Below are 15,532 nucleotides of genomic sequence, written 5' to 3'. Positions count from 1 at the left end.
ATCGATATTGACAATCATCGAATTCAGGCGCAAACGAACAGCAGGTGAACGACCGGCCGCGGCGGTGGGCACACTCACTGACGAACAAGGCCGACAGAACAGGAAAAGGCCCTGACCGGATATCCCGGTCAGGGCCTCTCAACTGCGATCACACGAGTCGGGGTGGCGGGATTCGAACCCACGACCTCTTCGTCCCGAACGAAGCACGCTACCAAGCTGCGCCACACCCCGCGTGAAGCCCCGACAGCGTATCGCACGGGTGGCCTGCGAAGCCAAACGCATAAAGATCCGGGGATGTGGGAACAGAACCCACGGCAGCGTTTTGCACAGAAACGACTCGATCGGGATGGAAAAGGCGTGTCGCAGGCGTTGACAGTCCTAAGCGGGCGCACACTGCGCACCAGGTAGATGACACGAAAAGGTGGACCGGCCATGACGGGTTTGGGCGCAGCGATCTACGGCGGCTTTTTCGCGTTGGCGGCACTCTGGCTGTTCCTGACCTCCGATGACGGGGCAGTGGATCAGCTCCAGGAACAAGACCTTTCGAACTCCGACAGCTTCGCGGCGGGCCCGCTGGTGTCCAGTTCCATGTTCGCCAGCCACTCGTCGGAGAAGTAGGTGTCGGCATAGCGGTCACCGCTGTCGGCCAGCAACGTCACCACCGATCCACTGCGACCCTGTTCCACCATCTCCGCGAGCAAACCGAATGCGCCCCAGATGTTGGTGCCTGTCGACGCCCCGACACGTCGACCCAGCACCCGACTCACGTGATGGGCGGCGGCCACCGACGCGGCATCGGGCACACTGACCATCCGATCCACCACGTCCGGCAGAAACGATGGTTCCACCCGCGGACGGCCGATGCCCTCGATGCGTGACGACGCCCCGGTGACCACGTCTTCGCCACGTTCGTAGGACTCGAAGAACGCCGAGTTCTCCGGGTCGACCACACACAGCCGAGTGTCGTGGCGGCGGTAGCGGATGTAGCGGCCCAGGGTGGCACTGGTGCCGCCGGTGCCTGCCCCGACGACAATCCAATCCGGGATCGGGTGCTTCTCGTCGCGCATCTGGGAAAAGATCGACTCGGCGATGTTGTTGTTGCCCCGCCAGTCCGTGGCGCGCTCGGCATTGGTGAACTGGTCCAGATAGTGTCCGCCGGTTTCCTGGGCCAGCCGGTGTGCCTCGGCGTACACCTCCGATGAGCGCTGCACGAAATGGCAACGGCCGCCTTGCGCCTCGATCAGCGCCACCTTCGACGAACTGGTGGACGCGGGCATCACCGCGATGAACGGCAGGCCCAGCATCGCCGCGAAATAGGCTTCGGACACCGCCGTCGACCCGGAGGAAGCCTCGACCACGGTGGTGCCCTCCTGGACCCAGCCGTTGCACAACGCGTAGAGGAACAACGAGCGCGCCAACCGGTGCTTGAGGCTGCCGGTGATGTGCGTCGTCTCGTCCTTCAGATACAGCTGGACATCCACACCGTCACACCACGACGTCGGCAGCGGGTACCTCAGCAGGTGGGTGTCCGCGCTGCGCCGTGCGTCGGCCTCGATGAGCCGGACCGCGTTGTCCAGCCACAGGCGCGAGCGGCCGCGGTCGACGATCCGGGTCAATGCACGGACGACGCGGTGGGATGCGAGTGCCCGAGCGTGCTGCTGGAGTCCCGCCCGCCGGTGGGTGCCGCGATGAGCGTCAGCAACGTCGCCTCCGGCCGGCAGCAGAACCGCAGCGGCGCATAGGGAGACGTCCCGATACCCGCGGAGACATGCAGCGCGGTGTCGGCGCCCCAGCGTGACACACCCTTGGCGCGTGACGGATCCAGATCGCAGTTGGTGACGATGGCGCCGTAGAACGGCAGGCACAGCTGCCCGCCATGGGTGTGGCCCGCCATGATCAGCTGGTAGCCGTCGGCCGCGAAACGATCGAGCACCCGGGTGTACGGCGAATGTGTAAGGCCCAGACGCAGATTCGCCGCCGCGCTGGCGGGCCCGGCGATGGTTTCGTAGCGGTCGCGGTCGATGTGCGAGTCGTCCACACCTGCCACCGCGATGCTGACACCGGCCACCTCGAGTTCGCGGCGGGTGTGGGTCATGTCCAACCAGCCACGTTCGGTGAACGCCGCCCGCAGGTCCTGCCACGGCAGTGGCTGGCCATGGATACGAAACTCTTTGTCGGTCAGGTACTTCGCCGGATTCTTCGGTGTCGGCGCGAAGTAGTCGTTGCTGCCGAAGACAAACAGGCCCGGCACCGAGAGCAGATCACCCAGCGACTGCACCACGGCGGGAACGGCCTTGGGGTGCGACAGGTTATCGCCGGTGTTGACCACCAGGTCGGGTTCCCACCCGGCCAGCTCACGCAGCCACGCCTGCTTGCGGCGCTGTCCCGGTCGCATGTGGATGTCCGACAGGTGCAGCACCCGCAGCGGCGAGGACCCCGGTGACAGCACCGGCATGGTGACCTCGCGCACGACGAACGCATTGCGTTCGATGATCGCGGCATACCCGATGCCGGCGACCGTCGTGCCGAGCGCCACTGCTGCGGTGTTCTTCAGAACCTGCAATGCGGCAGCCATGTATGCAGCCTACTGCCGCGCCCCGGCTTCGCGAGCCGGAGCTCCGTCGACTGCTCGTACGCGCCCTCTACTGCGCTGGGGGGAACCCCCGCGCACTCTCGGCCTCCGGCTCGACAGCGACGCCAGTTACGGCGGCGGCGGGGGCGGCGGAGCAGGTGCGGGCGGGATCAGCACCGGCACCGTGATCGGAGGCAGACCCGGGATCTGCACCACGGTCTGGCCGAACTCCGGCGGCGCCCCCGGCGGCGGAACACCGGCAGGAGGCGGTGGAGGTGCCGGCGGGATGCCGTTGCTGATCTGGATCGTGATGATGGATCCCGGCACGGTCTGACCGGTGGGTGAGGTACCGACCACCGTGCCCTGAGGCGACCCGCTGTTGACAGGGGTGGCCTGGTCGGCCACCTGGAAACCGGCGCTGCGCAGACGTTCGCGTGCGGCGTCCTGCGTCAGGCCGGCCACGCTGGGCACCCGGCCGCCGGGTGCGCCCTCCACATACCGCGGATCGGTGGGCGGAAGCACCACCTCGCCGTAGTTGGTGGCGATGGGCTCCATCGCGGTGAACCAGGTGCGGGCCGGCTCGTTACCACCGAACAGGCTGCCCGATCCGCACTGGCGCAACGGGAATGAGCACAGTTCACTCGGCTCGGTGGAGTCGTCGTAGATGTAGTTGGCGGCAGCCAGCTGGTTGGTGAACCCCAGGAAGCCCGACGACCGGTTGGCCTCGGTGGTGCCGGTCTTGCCGGACATCGGCAGCGTCCAGCCCACCGAACCGGCGGCTGAGGCCGCGGTGCCGGAGCCCCGGTCGTCCTCACTCATGGCGTTGGCCAGCGTGTTGGCCAGACCTTCGGGAACCACCTGCTCGCAGGTGGCGGTGGTGACGGCGACCTCGTTGCCGTCGCGGTCGAAAACCTTGTCGATCGGGTTGGGCGGGCACCACACACCGCCCGAGGCGATGGTGGCCGCGACGTTCGACAGCTCGAGCGCGTTGACCTCGATGGGACCGAGGGTGAAGGAGCCCAGGTTCTGCCGCTTGACGAAGTCGGCGAGACTTTCGTTGCTCTCCGGATCGTAGTCGCGGGCGGTGCCCGGCTCGGCGTAGGACCGCAGGCCCAGGCGCACGGCCATGTCCACCGTCTTCTGCACGCCCACCTGGGAGATCAGCTTGGCGAAGGCGGTGTTGGGCGAGGTGGCCAGCGCGTCGGTGATGTTCATCTGGCCGCGGTAGCCGCCGGCGTTCTGCACACACCAGGTGTCGCGCGGGCAGCCGCGGGCGCCGCCGCTACCCAGGCCCTTGGCCTCGAAGCGGCTGGGCACGTCGAGCATCGCGTTGATACCCATGCCCATCTCCATGGCCGCCGCCGTGGTGAACACCTTGAACACCGATCCCGCGCCGTTGCCCACCAGTGAGAAGGGCTGCGGCTGCATGGTCTCGCCGGCATCCAGGTTCAGGCCGTAGGTCCTATTGCTGGCCATCGCCAGGATGGGATGGTTCTGCTTGCCGGGCCGGATCACGCTCATCACACTGGCCACGCCGTCCAGATCGGCGGGCGCGAACTCGTTGATGGCGTTCTTCACCTGTGCCTGCACATCGGGGTCGAGCGTGGTGCGGATCAGGTAGCCGCCCTTGGAGAGCTGCTCCTTGGTGATGCCCGCCCGGGCCAGGTACTCCTGCACGTAGTCACAGAAGAATCCCCGGTCGCCGGCGGCGATGCAGCCCCGCGGCAACTCCTGGGGCTGCGGGAGAATGCCCAGCGGCTCGGCTTTGGCGGCCCGCAGCGCCTCGGCGTGCTCGGGCACGTTCTCGATCATGGTGTCGAGCACCACGTTGCGACGGGCCAGAGCGCCTTCGGGGTTGGTGTACGGGTTCAGGGCCGACGTGGACTGCACCAGGCCGGCCAGCAGGGCCGCCTGCTGCCAGTTGAGCGCCGAGGCGTCGATGCCGAAATAGGTCTGCGCGGCGTCCTGGATGCCGAAGGCGTTGTTGCCGAATGAGACCAGGTTCAGATAGCGCGTCAGGATCTCGGGCTTGGTGAACGTCTTGTCCAACGTCAGTGCCATCCGGATCTCACGCAGCTTCCGGGCCGGAGTGGTCTCGATGGCGGCGCGGCGCTCGGCGTCGGTCTGCGCGGTCACCAGCAGCTGATAGTTCTTGACGTATTGCTGTTCGATGGTCGAGCCACCGCGGGTGTCGGGGTTGCCCGACATGTATCCGGACAAGCCGGTCAGAGTGCCCTGCCAGTCGACTCCGTTGTGTTCGGCAAACCGATGGTCCTCGATGGACACGATTGCCAGTTTCATCGTGTCGGCGATTTTGTCGGTGGGAACCTCGAAGCGGCGCTGGGTGTAGAGCCAGGCGATGACGTTGCCCCTGGCGTCCACCATCGTGGTGACACCGGGTATCTCGCCTTCGACGAGTTGGGACGAGCCGTTGGCGACGACATCGGAGGCTCGGTTGGAAACCAGACCCAGACCGCCGACGACCGGGAACATCAATGCCGCCGTCAGAACACTGGCAAGCAAGCAGCACCAGGCCAGCTTGATCAGCGAGACGGCGACCGGGGGGCGGTCCGACATGGTCTACAGAGTAATGGGGTAGGAGCCGGTGATGATCCCCGCAGGTACCCGGCGGGACGTGCGGGAATCGGGTTTCTTACCCGAGGAAACCAAAGTTCGGCGCAGTGACTGCACGGTTGTCCCAAAAAAGTCGCAATTTGACTGTTGCCAAAACGCGACCTGACCACCTAACTTAGACACACAGTGCGACACAGGTAACAAAAAAGTGCGCAATGTGGCGTAGATCGCAGCAGCGGTTTGCACACGGGACACTGGCCGGAACATCGGCCTGAGCGAAGGGGAGTTCGCTGATGTCAGGAGTTCGAACCGCACCGGGGACTATCACCGCAAGCGCCGCGTCTGCGTCGATGGCCAGCCCTCTGCAAGGAGCCGAAGGCGAGGCTCGAATCGCATGGGTCTCCCAGGCCCGCTGCCGGGGCGCCGATCCTGATGAACTCTTCGTCCGTGGCGCCGCGCAGCGCAAGGCGGCGGTCATTTGCAGGCACTGCCCGGTGATCGCCGAATGTGGCGCCGACGCCCTGGACAATCGTGTGGAGTTCGGCGTTTGGGGCGGTATGACCGAGCGGCAGCGGCGCGCATTGCTCAAGCAGCACCCAGAGGTGGTCTCCTGGGCTGATTTCTTCGCCGCTCAACGCAAGCACCGCAGCGCTGGCTAATTCTGTCGCCTGCGACAGCGCCATCGGGACTAATGAGTGATCTGATCGGCGATTGCCCGCAACGCGTCGAGGTCTGAGACGTCGAACGGCAGCGACGGCACGCCGACGATCGCCACCTTCGGGTTGGCTCCGGTGAACCGGCCCAACAACCGCACCTCGCGCTTGGCCGTCAACGCGCGGTCGGCATGCACCCGAAGCACCGCCGCGGTCAGTGACCCCGGGTCGTCCGCCTCGAGCACCTCGGCACCGTCGACGGCGCGTTCTGGCGTCAACGAACACAGTGTCGGATGGGTGCGGTTGAGGATCAGCCCCGCCAGCGGCATACCCTCCTGGGACAGTCGATCCACGAAGAACGACGCCTCGCGCAGCGCATCGGGCTCGGCTGCCGACACCACCACGAACTGGGTGCCGCGCCGCTTGAGCAGTTCGTAAGTGCGGTCTGCCTTCTCGCGGAACCCACCGAACGTGGAGTCCAGTGACTGCACGAAAGCCGAAGCATCCGAAAGCATCTGGCTGCCCAAGATGGTCGACATGCCTTTCATTGCCAGGCCCACTGCTCCGGTGACCAGCTTGCCGATGCCGCGGCCAGGTGCCAGCAGCAGACGCCACAGCCGGCCGTCCATGAAACTGCCGAGCCGTTTGGGGGCGTCCAAGAAGTCCAAGGCGTTGCGCGACGGCGGAGTATCCACCACCACCAGGTCCCAGCGATCCTCGGAGAGCAGCTGGCCCAGCTTCTCCATGGCCATGTACTCCTGCGTGCCCGCCAGGGACGTCGCAACAGTCTGGTAGAACTGGTTGTCCAGAATCGATTGTGCGCGTTCGTTTCCCGAGTATTCGACCACCATCTCGTCGAACGTGCGGCGCATGTCGAGCATCATCGCGTGCAGTTCGCCCGCCACGTCGGCGCCCAACGGGACCTGCTGTGGGACGTTGCCCAGGTCCTTGATGCCCAGCGCCTGTGCCAGTCGTTTGGCCGGATCGATGGTGAGCACCACCACGGAGCGGCCGTATTCGGCGGCTCGCAACGCCATGGCCGCGGCCGTGGTGGTTTTGCCCACCCCACCAGCGCCGCAGCAGACCACGACGCGGTTGGAGGTGTCGCGCAGGATGGACTCCATGTCCAGTGCCGGCGGTGTGGTGCTCATAGTTACCTGACCCCCTGAGCTGCAAGCGCCTCGGCCAGCTCGTACAGGCTGCCCAGGTCGATTCCGTCGTTGATGGCCGGCAGCTCCAGCCGCGGCACCTTGATCGCATCCAGCTGCTCGGCGCTCTCGGCGCGCGCCCTGATGCGGGTGGCGTGCTGGATGCTCTCGGTGAGCAGACCGGCGAAATCGGCGTCGGACAACGTGATTCCGGTCTTGGCCAGATCGGTGCGCACCGCGTCGGCGTCCATGTCACCCTCGGCGGCCTTGGCCAGAGCGTCCGCAGGAAGGAAGGTCGGGATGTTGCGGTTGACGATCACACTGCCGATGGGGAGCTCGAGTTCGCGCAGTTCTTCCAGGGCCTCGACCGTCTCCTGGATGGGCAACGCCTCCAGCAGCGTCACCAGATGAATAGCGGTCTGCTCGGAGTGCAGCAGCTTGACCACACCCTCGCTCTGCGAGTGCACCGGCCCGCCCTTGGCCAGGTCAGCGACGGCCTTGGTGACGTCGAGGAAGCGCGCGATCCGGCCGGTGGGCGGGGAGTCGACGACGACGGCGTCGTACACCGGCTGCTTGTTGCGGTCCACCCGGACCACGGATTCCTTGATCTTGCCGGTCAGCAGGACGTCCCGCAGTCCCGGCGCGATCGTCGTCGCGAATTCGATGGCGCCGATGCGGCGCATCGCCCGGCCCGCCAGCCCCAGGTTGTAGAACATGTCGATGTACTCGAGAAACGCCGCTTCGGTGTCGATCGCCAGGGCATTGACCAGGCCGCCCCGCTCAGCTGTGGCGACCTTGGTCTCCTGGTACGGCAGCGGCGGGACGTCGAAGAGCTGCGCGATGCCCTGTCTGCCCTCGACCTCGACCAGCAGCACCTTGCGGCCCCCAGCGGCCAGGGTCAGCGCCAAGGCCGCCGCCACGGTGGACTTGCCGGTGCCCCCTTTGCCGCTCACAAAATGGAGGCGGGCTTTGGCCAACCGGGAGGGCCAACCGACGCTGGTCGGGCCGCTTGCTGTGGACGCCATGGCTTGCATGCTAACCAAGCAGTTGAGAGCGGCGGCTAAGCTCTGCCCATGAGCGAACCGACCATTTGGGAGTACGCCACCGTGCCGCTGCTCACGCACGCCACGAAACAGATTCTCGACCAGTGGGGAGCCGACGGCTGGGAGCTGGTCTCGGTCCTGCCCGGCCCCACCGGAGAGCAGCACGTCGCCTACCTGAAGCGCCCCAAATGAGCTGGTCTGCAAAGCTGACCGAACTCGGCATCGAGCTGCCACCGGTCGTCGCGCCCCTGGCCGCATACGTCCCGGCAGTGCAGACGGGCAACCTCGTCTACACCTCGGGACAGTTGCCCATCGAAGGTGGTCAACTGCTGAGCACCGGCAAGGTCGGTGCTGACGTCAGTGCCGAAGATGCCAAGGCCCTGGCTCGCGTGTGCGCGCTCAACGCGCTGGCGGCCGTCAATTCCCTGGTGGGTATCGACCGGGTGGTGAAGGTGGTCAAGGTCGTCGGCTTCGTGGCTTCGGCCTCGGGCTTCGACGGCCAGCCCGGCGTCGTCAACGGCGCCTCCGAACTGTTCGGTGAGGTCTTCGGCGACGCAGGCGCACACGCCCGCTCCGCCGTCGGCGTCTTTGAACTTCCCCGCAACGCGCCGGTCGAAGTAGAGATCGTCGTCGAGATAGCGTGACCCTGGAGCACCCGGCCTACGCGCAGCTGCGTCCGGTGACGGATGCAGCCTCGGTGCTGCTGTGCGACAACCCCGGCATCATGACGCTGGAGGGCACCAACACCTGGGTGCTGCAGGGGCCGGGAAGTGACGAGCGGGTGATCGTCGACCCCGGACCCGACGACGATGCACACATCGACAGGATCGCCGCCCTCGGCAAGATCTCCCTGGTGCTGATCAGTCATCGCCACGGCGATCACACCGACGGCATCGACAAGCTCGTCGAACGCACGGGTGCGGTGGTGCGCTCGGTCGGCAGCGGATTTCTGCGTGGACTCGGTGGACCGCTGTCCGACCGGGAGGTGATCGACGCCGCCGGCCTGCGGATCACCGTGCTGATGACCCCGGGCCACACCGCCGATTCGGTGTCGTTCCTGGTGGACGGCGCCGTGCTGACCGCCGATACCGTGCTGGGTCGGGGCACCACGGTGATCGACACCGAGGACGGCAGCCTGCGGGAGTATCTGGAGTCGCTGCACCGGCTGCGGGGGTTGGGGAAGCTGACGGTGTTGCCCGGGCACGGACCGGAGCTGGCCGACCTCGAGGCCGTCAGCGACATGTACCTCAAACACCGCGAGGAGCGCTTGGATCAGGTGCGGGGCGCGCTTCGCGAGTTGGGGGACGAGGCGTCCGCGCGTCAGGTGGTCGAACACGTCTACACCGACGTCGACCAGAAGCTCTGGGACGCCGCCGAGAAATCTGTCCAAGCGCAGCTGGACTACCTACGGACGTGATCTCGGCGTGATTCCAGTCGGTCACCGACCGGAATCACGCCGAAATCCCAAACTAGCGGGCTCGGCGGGCCAGCCGCTCCGAGTCGCTGATCAGCACGCTCTTGCCCTCGAGGCGGATCCAGCCGCGGTGGGCGAAATCAGCCAGCGCTTTGTTCACCGTCTCGCGGGAGGCGCCGACCAGCTGGGCGATCTCCTCCTGCGTCAGATCGTGGGTGACGCGCAGCGCGCCGCCCTCCTGGGTGCCGAAGCGCTGGGCCAGCTGCAGCAGCTGCTTGGCCACTCGACCGGGCACGTCGGTGAAGATCAGATCGGCGAGGTTGTTGTTGGTGCGGCGCAGGCGCCGGGCCAACACGCGCAACAGCTGCTCGGCGATTTCCGGCCGGTCGGCGATCCACGCACGCAGGGCATCACGGTCCATCGAGACCGCACGCACCTCCGTGATGGTGGTGGCGCTCGACGTCCGCGGGCCTGGGTCGAAGATCGACAGCTCACCGAACATGTCGGAGGGACCCATGATCGTCAGGAGGTTCTCCCGACCGTCGGGTGAGCGACGGCCGATCTTCACCTTGCCCGAGATGATGATGTACAGCCGATCGCCAGGCTCGCCTTCGGCGAATACCGTGTGCCCACGCGGGAAGTCGACGGGCTGCAGCTGTTTGGTCAGCGCTGATACGGCGCTGGGTTCGACTCCCTGGAAGATTCCGGCCCTGGCCAGGATCTCGTCCACGTTGCCCCTCTTTAGCTCTTGGCTGGTTGTAATGTGCGCCGACCAGCCTCTACCTGATGTTTTCCAAGCAAGTCTAGAGGTAAGCCGAGTCGCGACGAGCCAACGCTACACACGATTGGCATGGCGAGTCGCCTGAAACTGCGGATTCCCGTCCACCGGTATCCGCGCAGACGGGCTCAGCCGGGTCGGCAAACCCGGCTCACCGTCGAGTGCTTCGAAGGCCGCGCGCAGCGACGGGAACGACGGAAAGTCCGATTCGTACTGCGGCGCGGGAGGTGGCGGGGGCCGCAACGCGGGCTGTTTGGTGAGCTCTGCGCCGTCGCGCGACGGGGCGGGACAGATGCCGGCCTCCAGCCGCTGCAGCCCGAAGGTCGCCAGCATGAGCAGGCCGGGGACCGACGCCGCGAGCAACCAGGACACGACGAGAAGTAAACACGCGCCAGGTCTCAGTGGGATCACAGTTTGTCAACTGCTCAGATATGGCTGCGAACCATCTCGTCCGAGAGATGTCAGAGCCGGTCAGTAGCCTGTTGAACGTGGTGGCCAAGGCCTCGTCTAAGACGAAATGGGACAAAGAGACACACCTGGGATTGGTGCGTCGTGCGAGACGGATGAATCGCACGCTTGCCATGGCGTTTCCGCATGTCTACTGCGAGCTGGATTTCACCAATCCCTTGGAGCTCTCGGTGGCCACCATCCTCTCGGCGCAGTGCACCGACGTCCGGGACAACATGACCACTCCGGCGTTGTTCGCCAAGTACCGCACCGCGGCCGACTACGCGGCGGCCAACCGTGCCGAACTCGAGGAGATGATCCGGCCCACCGGCTTCTACCGGAACAAGGCCAACTCGTTGATCGGACTCGGGCAGGCGCTGGTGGACAACTTCGGCGGAGAGGTGCCCAACACCCTCGACGAGCTGGTCACGCTGCCCGGGATCGGTCGCAAGACCGCCAACGTGGTGCTCGGTAACGCGTTCGACATCCCCGGTATCACGGTGGACACCCACTTTGGCCGGCTGGTCCGGCGATGGCGCTGGACCGCCGAGGAAGATCCGGTGAAGGTCGAGAAAGCGGTCGGCGACCTGATCGAGCGTCCGGAGTGGACTCTGCTGAGTCATCGTGTGATCTTTCATGGCCGCCGCGTCTGCCACGCCCGCAAACCCGCGTGCGGTGTCTGTGTCCTGGCCAAGGACTGCCCGTCGTTCGGCGCCGGGCCCACCGACCCCCAGTTGGCCGCACCGCTGGTCAAAGGCCCGGAGACCGAGCATCTGCTGGCCCTGGCCGGGTTGTGAGCAAGGCCGCGCTGTGGACCATCGCGACTCTGATCCTGGTCGCGGTCCTGGTCGGCGCGTTTCTGGCTGAGCTCGGTGATCCACCGGAAGCCGCCGGCCCTTCCGGTCTTCCCGCGGCGGTGGAGCTGACGCCGGACCCAGCTGAACTTGCGCAGGCGCGACGTGACGCCGCCCTGCCACCGTGCCCGACCGGGGAGGGGCCTGCCGTTGCGGCGCTGCGCGGCGTCGAGGCGTCGTGTGCGGCCGACGGCAGTCCTGTCGACGTGGCGCAGGCGCTGGCCGGGCGACCGGTGCTGCTGAATCTCTGGGCCTACTGGTGCGGCCCCTGCGCCGACGAACTGCCCGCGCTCGTCGAGTACCAGCAGCGGGTGGGCCAGGAGGTCCTGGTGGTCACCGTGCACCAGGATCCCAATGAGGAGGCCGCCCTGATGCGGCTCGCCGACTGGGGTGTGCGGTTGCCCACCCTGCAGGACGGCGACCGGCGCATCGCCGCCGCACTGAAGGTTCCCAACGTCATGCCTGCGACCGTCCTGCTGCGCTCGGACGGTAGCGTGGCCGAAGTCCTACCCCGGCCGTTTGTCAGCGCCGACGAGATCGCCGAGGCGGTGGGCGACCAACTTCGATGAGAGGGGTACCGCCGGTGAGCAGTGCGGTCCCCTTGGCGCCCGACATCGGCCCCGACTGGTTACGGCCCCTTGTCGACAACGTGCACCAGGTCCGCAGCGCCTACCGGCGGAAGGTGCCGGCCGAGCTGCTGGCGTCCCTGGCCGAGGCCGCGGCCAACCAGCCCAAACGCGATGCCGCGGTGCTGGTGCTGTTCTCCGGCCCGGAGTCGATGCCGCAGGACTCCGTGGTGCCCGGCCTGCCCGACGATGCCGACCTGCTGGTGACCGTGCGGGCCTCCACACTGCGCCACCACGCCGGGCAGGCCGCCTTTCCCGGCGGAGTCAGCGATCCGGGTGATGATGGACCGGTTGGCACCGCCCTGCGGGAGGCGTGGGAGGAGACCGGGATCGACGTCACGCGGTTGCACCCGCTGGCCACGCTCGAGCGGATGTTCATTCCGCCGACGGGCTTCTATGTGGTGCCTGTTTTGGCGTACTCACCCGATCCCGGACCCGTCGCCGTGGTCGACGAAGCCGAAACCGCGATCGTCGCCCGAGTTCCGGTGCGTGCGTTCACCAACCCGGACAACCGGCTGATGGTGTACCGCGACGCCAACACCCGCAGCTTCGCCGGGCCCGCGTTCCTGCTGAACCAGATGCTCGTCTGGGGATTCACCGGACAGGTGATCTCCGCGCTCCTCGATGTCGCCGGTTGGGCGACCCCGTGGGACAACACCAAGGTGCTCGAACTCGAGGACGCACTCGCACTCGTCGGCGGAGAAACACAGTGAACCCATCCCAGTGGCTGGACATCGCCGTCGTCGCCCTCGCATTCATCGCCGCTGTCTCCGGTTGGCGTTCCGGAGCGTTGGGCTCGGTGATGTCGTTCATCGGCGTCATCCTCGGCGCCGTCGCCGGAGTGCTGCTTGCTCCGCACCTGGTGAACCACATCGACGGTGCCCGTACCAAGTTGTTCGCCGCGCTGTTCCTCATCCTGGCGCTGGTGGTGGTCGGTGAGGTCGCCGGAGTGGTGCTGGGTCGTGCGGTGCGAGGTGCGGTGCGTAATCCCGGTGTGCGACTTGTGGATTCACTCATCGGAGTGGGCCTGCAGGTGATTGTGGTGATGGTGGCGGCGTGGCTGCTGGCCACCCCATTGACATCGTCGGATCAGACCAACCTGGTCAACGCGGTCAAGGGTTCCAAAGTGCTGGCCCAGGTGGACGCAGTGGCGCCGGAGTGGTTGCGCGCCGTGCCCAAGCGCCTCTCGGCGCTGCTGGACACCTCGGGTCTGCCCGATGTCCTGCAGCCTTTCGGACGCACCCCCATCGTCGAGGTGGCTCCGCCGAACGCGACGCTGGCCACCGACGCGGTGGTGGCGGCCGTGCAGCCCAGCGTGGTGAAGATCCGCGGTGTGGCGCCGGGCTGCCAGAAGGTGCTCGAGGGCACCGGTTTCGTGGTCGGACCCCAGCACGTCATGTCCAACGCGCACGTGGTGGCCGGCTCTGACACTGTCACCGTCGAATCCGCCGGCCAGACGTATGACGCCGTGGTGGTGTCCTACGACCCGAACGCCGACATCTCGATGCTGTACGTGCCGAATCTGCCCGCTGCGCCTCTGGACTTCGCCGACGACGCCGCGACGACGGGCACCGACGCGCTGGTGCTGGGCTACCCCGGCGGCGGCGACTTTGCCGCCACCCCCGCGCGGGTGCGCGAGATCATCGAACTCAACGGTCCCGACATCTACCGCACCACCACCGTCAACCGCGAGGTGTACACCATCAGGGGCACGGTGCGGCAGGGCAATTCGGGTGGACCGCTGATCGACGCAAACGGCCGGGTGCTGGGCGTGGTGTTCGGTGCCGCGGTGGACGACACCGATACCGGATTCGTGCTGACCGCCAACGAGGTGGAGCGTCAGATGCTGAAGGTCAACGCCACCGAGCGCGCGGCCACCGGGTCCTGCGTCACTTAGGCCGGTCGACGAGCCCGAGGGACGAGGGGGAGAGAGGGCCGGGCCGCGATCACTTGAGCGCCAGAAACCGCATCAGGTGGTCGTTGACTTCGTCCGGAGCCTCTTCGTGGCCGAAATGGCCTGCGCCGGAAAGCGATACGAAACGTCCGTGCGGTGCGTAGCGCTGCGTGCGGTCCACCGGGTCGGCCAGCACGTACGGGTCGGCGTCCCCGCGCATGTGCAGCAGCGGGATCCCGAGCTCGCGCTTCATCTGCTTCATGAATCGCCTGCCCTCACCGCGCAGCTGGCTGCGCACCGCCCAGCGCTGGTACTCCAGCGCGCAATGTGCCGCACCGGGAATCTGGATCGCCCGGCGCAGATGGATCACGGTCTCGGAGAAGTCTTCCGACGCCAGCCACTTGCCGGAGGCGCGGCTGCGCACCAGGGCCTCGAGATCGTCGGCGCCGCGTCGGGTCAGCACGTGCTCGGGCCAGCGGGGCAATTGATAGGACAGTAGTGAGGGCAGAAGTGCGCGGCCCTGGTCACGGCGGGTCAGTGCAGCCCGGCGCAGGGCAGCCGGATGCGGTGAACTGACCAGTGCGATGGACCGCACCAGCCTCGGATGCAGCACAGAGGTGGCCCAGCACACCAGGCCGCCGTCGGCATGGCCCACCAGCGTGGCCGAGGTGTGCCCCAGAGCGCGGATCAGACCGCCGGTGTCTCCGGCCAGTGTCCACCCGTCGTATCCCCGTGGAGGTTTGTCGCTGCCGCCGTAGCCGCGCAGATCCACCGCCACCACCCGGGCTCCGGTGAGCCCGCGCAGCTGATGGCGCCACGACCACCAGAACGAGCCGAATCCGTGCAGGAGCACAACCAGTGGCGCGTCTGGATCGGCGGCCTCAGCCTCGACGACATGAAACCGGATGCCGTTCGCGTGGACGTCGAAGTGACGCCACGGTCCGTTGATGCGGACGACGGACGGATCCGGGGGCGGCATCTACCAGCCCGAGGGGTCGGTGGTCGCCGGAGCCTTGACCGCCGGTGCGCTCGGTGTCTTGTCACCGGGGATGAACGCCGCCTTGGTTTCCTTGACCGTCTCGATGGTCTGCTGCGGGCCACGGATCTTGCGCACTTTGCGGTACCCGAGCAGCGCGAACAGTGCGGCCGTGACCACCATGATGCCGAACACGATCAGGTACGCCGCCCAGCTGTACAACCAGGTGTCCAGAAGCTCGGCCAGGAAGAAGAAGAAAAAGAAGGTGGAGTAGAACAACACCAGCAGCGCCAGGACGAAGAAGACGCTGCCGGTGAGGCCCTTCTTCACATCCCGGGTGATCTCGGCGCGGGCCAGTTCCACCTCGGCGCGCACCAGCGTGGAGACCTGGGTGGTGGCGTCTTTGACCAGGTCGCCGATCGACGGGTCCGCGGGGACTGCGTTGGGGTCGATCAGCGGAATCGACGTCACGGTCGCGGGCACACCATTCTTGCGGTCACCATTGCTCACGGCTTTATGGTGCCATGTCTGGTTCACTGGGGACGACCCTGGC

Annotated in this window: 17 protein-coding genes and 1 tRNA gene; 8 read left to right on the top strand and 10 right to left on the bottom strand. The window is 66.7% G+C overall.

Features of this window, described 5'->3' with window-relative positions; translation table 11 throughout:
• Positions 1-157: 157 nt before the first annotated feature.
• From BVC93_RS09975 to ponA2, 4 genes are all read right to left on the bottom strand, one after another.
• Positions 158-231 (bottom strand) — tRNA-Pro (locus tag BVC93_RS09975).
• 290 nt (positions 232-521) lie between these two features.
• Positions 522-1,616 (bottom strand): PLP-dependent cysteine synthase family protein, encoded by a 1,095-nt coding sequence (locus BVC93_RS09970; RefSeq protein WP_083737027.1) that lies wholly within the window; start codon positions 1,614-1,616, stop codon positions 522-524.
• Entirely contained in the window at positions 1,613-2,575 is a 963-nt protein-coding gene (locus BVC93_RS09965) for a metallophosphoesterase (protein ID WP_083737026.1), read from the bottom strand. Before BVC93_RS09965 ends, BVC93_RS09970 begins: the two co-directional genes overlap by 4 nt.
• A gap of 126 nt (positions 2,576-2,701) precedes the next feature.
• Entirely contained in the window at positions 2,702-5,149 is a 2,448-nt protein-coding gene (gene ponA2, locus BVC93_RS09960; protein ID WP_083737025.1) for a transglycosylase/D,D-transpeptidase PonA2, read from the bottom strand.
• Between the two features lie 347 nt (positions 5,150-5,496).
• Between ponA2 and BVC93_RS09955 the strand changes: the two genes are divergently transcribed.
• Positions 5,497-5,805: a WhiB family transcriptional regulator gene (locus tag BVC93_RS09955; RefSeq protein WP_157516844.1), complete on the top strand. Its 309-nt coding sequence runs from the start codon at positions 5,497-5,499 to the stop codon at positions 5,803-5,805.
• Positions 5,806-5,834: 29 nt separating this feature from the next.
• Here the strand turns inward: BVC93_RS09955 and BVC93_RS09950 are convergent, their stop codons facing one another.
• Positions 5,835-6,950 carry an ArsA family ATPase gene (locus BVC93_RS09950; RefSeq protein WP_083737023.1) on the bottom strand — a complete coding sequence of 372 codons (1,116 nt, stop codon included), beginning with the start codon at positions 6,948-6,950 and terminating at the stop codon, positions 5,835-5,837.
• Positions 6,951-6,952: 2 nt separating this feature from the next.
• Positions 6,953-7,972, bottom strand: a complete 1,020-nt coding sequence (locus BVC93_RS09945) for an ArsA-related P-loop ATPase (protein ID WP_083737022.1) — start codon at positions 7,970-7,972, stop codon at positions 6,953-6,955.
• Positions 7,973-8,020: 48 nt separating this feature from the next.
• On the opposite strand from BVC93_RS09945, the gene BVC93_RS33005 reads away from it, so the two are divergent.
• From BVC93_RS33005 to BVC93_RS09935, 3 genes are read left to right on the top strand one after another with little or no spacing between them, the layout of a single operon-like run.
• On the top strand, positions 8,021-8,182 hold the full coding sequence (locus BVC93_RS33005) for a DUF4177 domain-containing protein (RefSeq protein WP_115278799.1): 162 nt from the start codon (positions 8,021-8,023) through the stop codon (positions 8,180-8,182).
• Positions 8,179-8,634, top strand: coding sequence for a RidA family protein (locus BVC93_RS09940; protein ID WP_083737021.1), 456 nt, complete (start codon positions 8,179-8,181; stop codon positions 8,632-8,634). Before BVC93_RS33005 ends, BVC93_RS09940 begins: the two co-directional genes overlap by 4 nt.
• 2 nt (positions 8,635-8,636) lie before the next feature.
• Complete coding sequence (locus BVC93_RS09935) at positions 8,637-9,407, top strand: MBL fold metallo-hydrolase (protein WP_083740939.1); 771 nt, start codon at positions 8,637-8,639, stop codon at positions 9,405-9,407.
• Positions 9,408-9,459: 52 nt separating this feature from the next.
• Here the strand turns inward: BVC93_RS09935 and crp are convergent, their stop codons facing one another.
• Positions 9,460-10,134 carry a cAMP-activated global transcriptional regulator CRP gene (gene crp, locus BVC93_RS09930; protein WP_005138643.1) on the bottom strand — a complete coding sequence of 225 codons (675 nt, stop codon included), beginning with the start codon at positions 10,132-10,134 and terminating at the stop codon, positions 9,460-9,462.
• A 105-nt stretch (positions 10,135-10,239) separates the two neighbouring features.
• Positions 10,240-10,515 carry a hypothetical protein gene (locus tag BVC93_RS34605; RefSeq protein WP_335583138.1) on the bottom strand — a complete coding sequence of 92 codons (276 nt, stop codon included), beginning with the start codon at positions 10,513-10,515 and terminating at the stop codon, positions 10,240-10,242.
• A 125-nt stretch (positions 10,516-10,640) separates the two neighbouring features.
• On the opposite strand from BVC93_RS34605, the gene nth reads away from it, so the two are divergent.
• From nth to marP, 4 genes are read left to right on the top strand one after another with little or no spacing between them, the layout of a single operon-like run.
• On the top strand, positions 10,641-11,426 hold the full coding sequence (gene nth / locus BVC93_RS33920) for an endonuclease III (protein WP_083740938.1): 786 nt from the start codon (positions 10,641-10,643) through the stop codon (positions 11,424-11,426).
• Positions 11,423-12,052: a TlpA family protein disulfide reductase gene (locus BVC93_RS09915; protein WP_083737019.1), complete on the top strand. Its 630-nt coding sequence runs from the start codon at positions 11,423-11,425 to the stop codon at positions 12,050-12,052. The genes nth and BVC93_RS09915 overlap by 4 nt, the downstream gene beginning before the upstream one ends.
• A complete protein-coding gene (locus BVC93_RS09910) occupies positions 12,049-12,822 on the top strand; it encodes an NUDIX hydrolase (protein ID WP_083737018.1) in 774 nt (257 codons plus the stop codon). Before BVC93_RS09915 ends, BVC93_RS09910 begins: the two co-directional genes overlap by 4 nt.
• Positions 12,819-14,006, top strand: coding sequence for an acid resistance serine protease MarP (gene marP / locus BVC93_RS09905; RefSeq protein WP_083737017.1), 1,188 nt, complete (start codon positions 12,819-12,821; stop codon positions 14,004-14,006). Before BVC93_RS09910 ends, marP begins: the two co-directional genes overlap by 4 nt.
• Positions 14,007-14,055: 49 nt before the next feature.
• On the opposite strand, the gene BVC93_RS09900 is transcribed toward marP, so the two are convergent.
• Positions 14,056-14,982 carry an alpha/beta fold hydrolase gene (locus BVC93_RS09900; protein ID WP_083737016.1) on the bottom strand — a complete coding sequence of 309 codons (927 nt, stop codon included), beginning with the start codon at positions 14,980-14,982 and terminating at the stop codon, positions 14,056-14,058.
• Positions 14,983-15,489 (bottom strand): phage holin family protein, encoded by a 507-nt coding sequence (locus BVC93_RS09895; RefSeq protein WP_083737015.1) that lies wholly within the window; start codon positions 15,487-15,489, stop codon positions 14,983-14,985.
• Between the last annotated feature and the right edge of the window lie 43 nt (positions 15,490-15,532).

The sequence above is a fragment of the Mycobacterium sp. MS1601 genome (assembly GCF_001984215.1).
In the GTDB taxonomy this organism is placed as follows: domain Bacteria; phylum Actinomycetota; class Actinomycetes; order Mycobacteriales; family Mycobacteriaceae; genus Mycobacterium.
The sequence above is the reverse complement of the archived record's forward strand: the minus strand, read 5'-3'. Positions and strand labels throughout refer to the sequence as shown.

Excerpts from the sequence above, each read along its gene's own strand:
- BVC93_RS09965 (WP_083737026.1), bottom strand. The coding sequence starts at position 2,575 with ATGGCTGCCGCATTGCAGGTTCTGAAGAACACCGCAGCAGTGGCGCTC.
- ponA2 (WP_083737025.1), bottom strand. The coding sequence starts at position 5,149 with ATGTCGGACCGCCCCCCGGTCGCCGTCTCGCTGATCAAGCTGGCCTGG.
- BVC93_RS09955 (WP_157516844.1), top strand. The coding sequence starts at position 5,497 with ATGGCCAGCCCTCTGCAAGGAGCCGAAGGCGAGGCTCGAATCGCATGG.
- BVC93_RS09950 (WP_083737023.1), bottom strand. The coding sequence starts at position 6,950 with ATGAGCACCACACCGCCGGCACTGGACATGGAGTCCATCCTGCGCGAC.
- BVC93_RS09945 (WP_083737022.1), bottom strand. The coding sequence starts at position 7,972 with ATGGCGTCCACAGCAAGCGGCCCGACCAGCGTCGGTTGGCCCTCCCGG.
- BVC93_RS33005 (WP_115278799.1), top strand. The coding sequence starts at position 8,021 with ATGAGCGAACCGACCATTTGGGAGTACGCCACCGTGCCGCTGCTCACG.
- BVC93_RS09940 (WP_083737021.1), top strand. The coding sequence starts at position 8,179 with ATGAGCTGGTCTGCAAAGCTGACCGAACTCGGCATCGAGCTGCCACCG.
- BVC93_RS34605 (WP_335583138.1), bottom strand. The coding sequence starts at position 10,515 with ATGCTGGCGACCTTCGGGCTGCAGCGGCTGGAGGCCGGCATCTGTCCC.
- nth (WP_083740938.1), top strand. The coding sequence starts at position 10,641 with ATGTCAGAGCCGGTCAGTAGCCTGTTGAACGTGGTGGCCAAGGCCTCG.
- BVC93_RS09910 (WP_083737018.1), top strand. The coding sequence starts at position 12,049 with ATGAGAGGGGTACCGCCGGTGAGCAGTGCGGTCCCCTTGGCGCCCGAC.
- BVC93_RS09900 (WP_083737016.1), bottom strand. The coding sequence starts at position 14,982 with ATGCCGCCCCCGGATCCGTCCGTCGTCCGCATCAACGGACCGTGGCGT.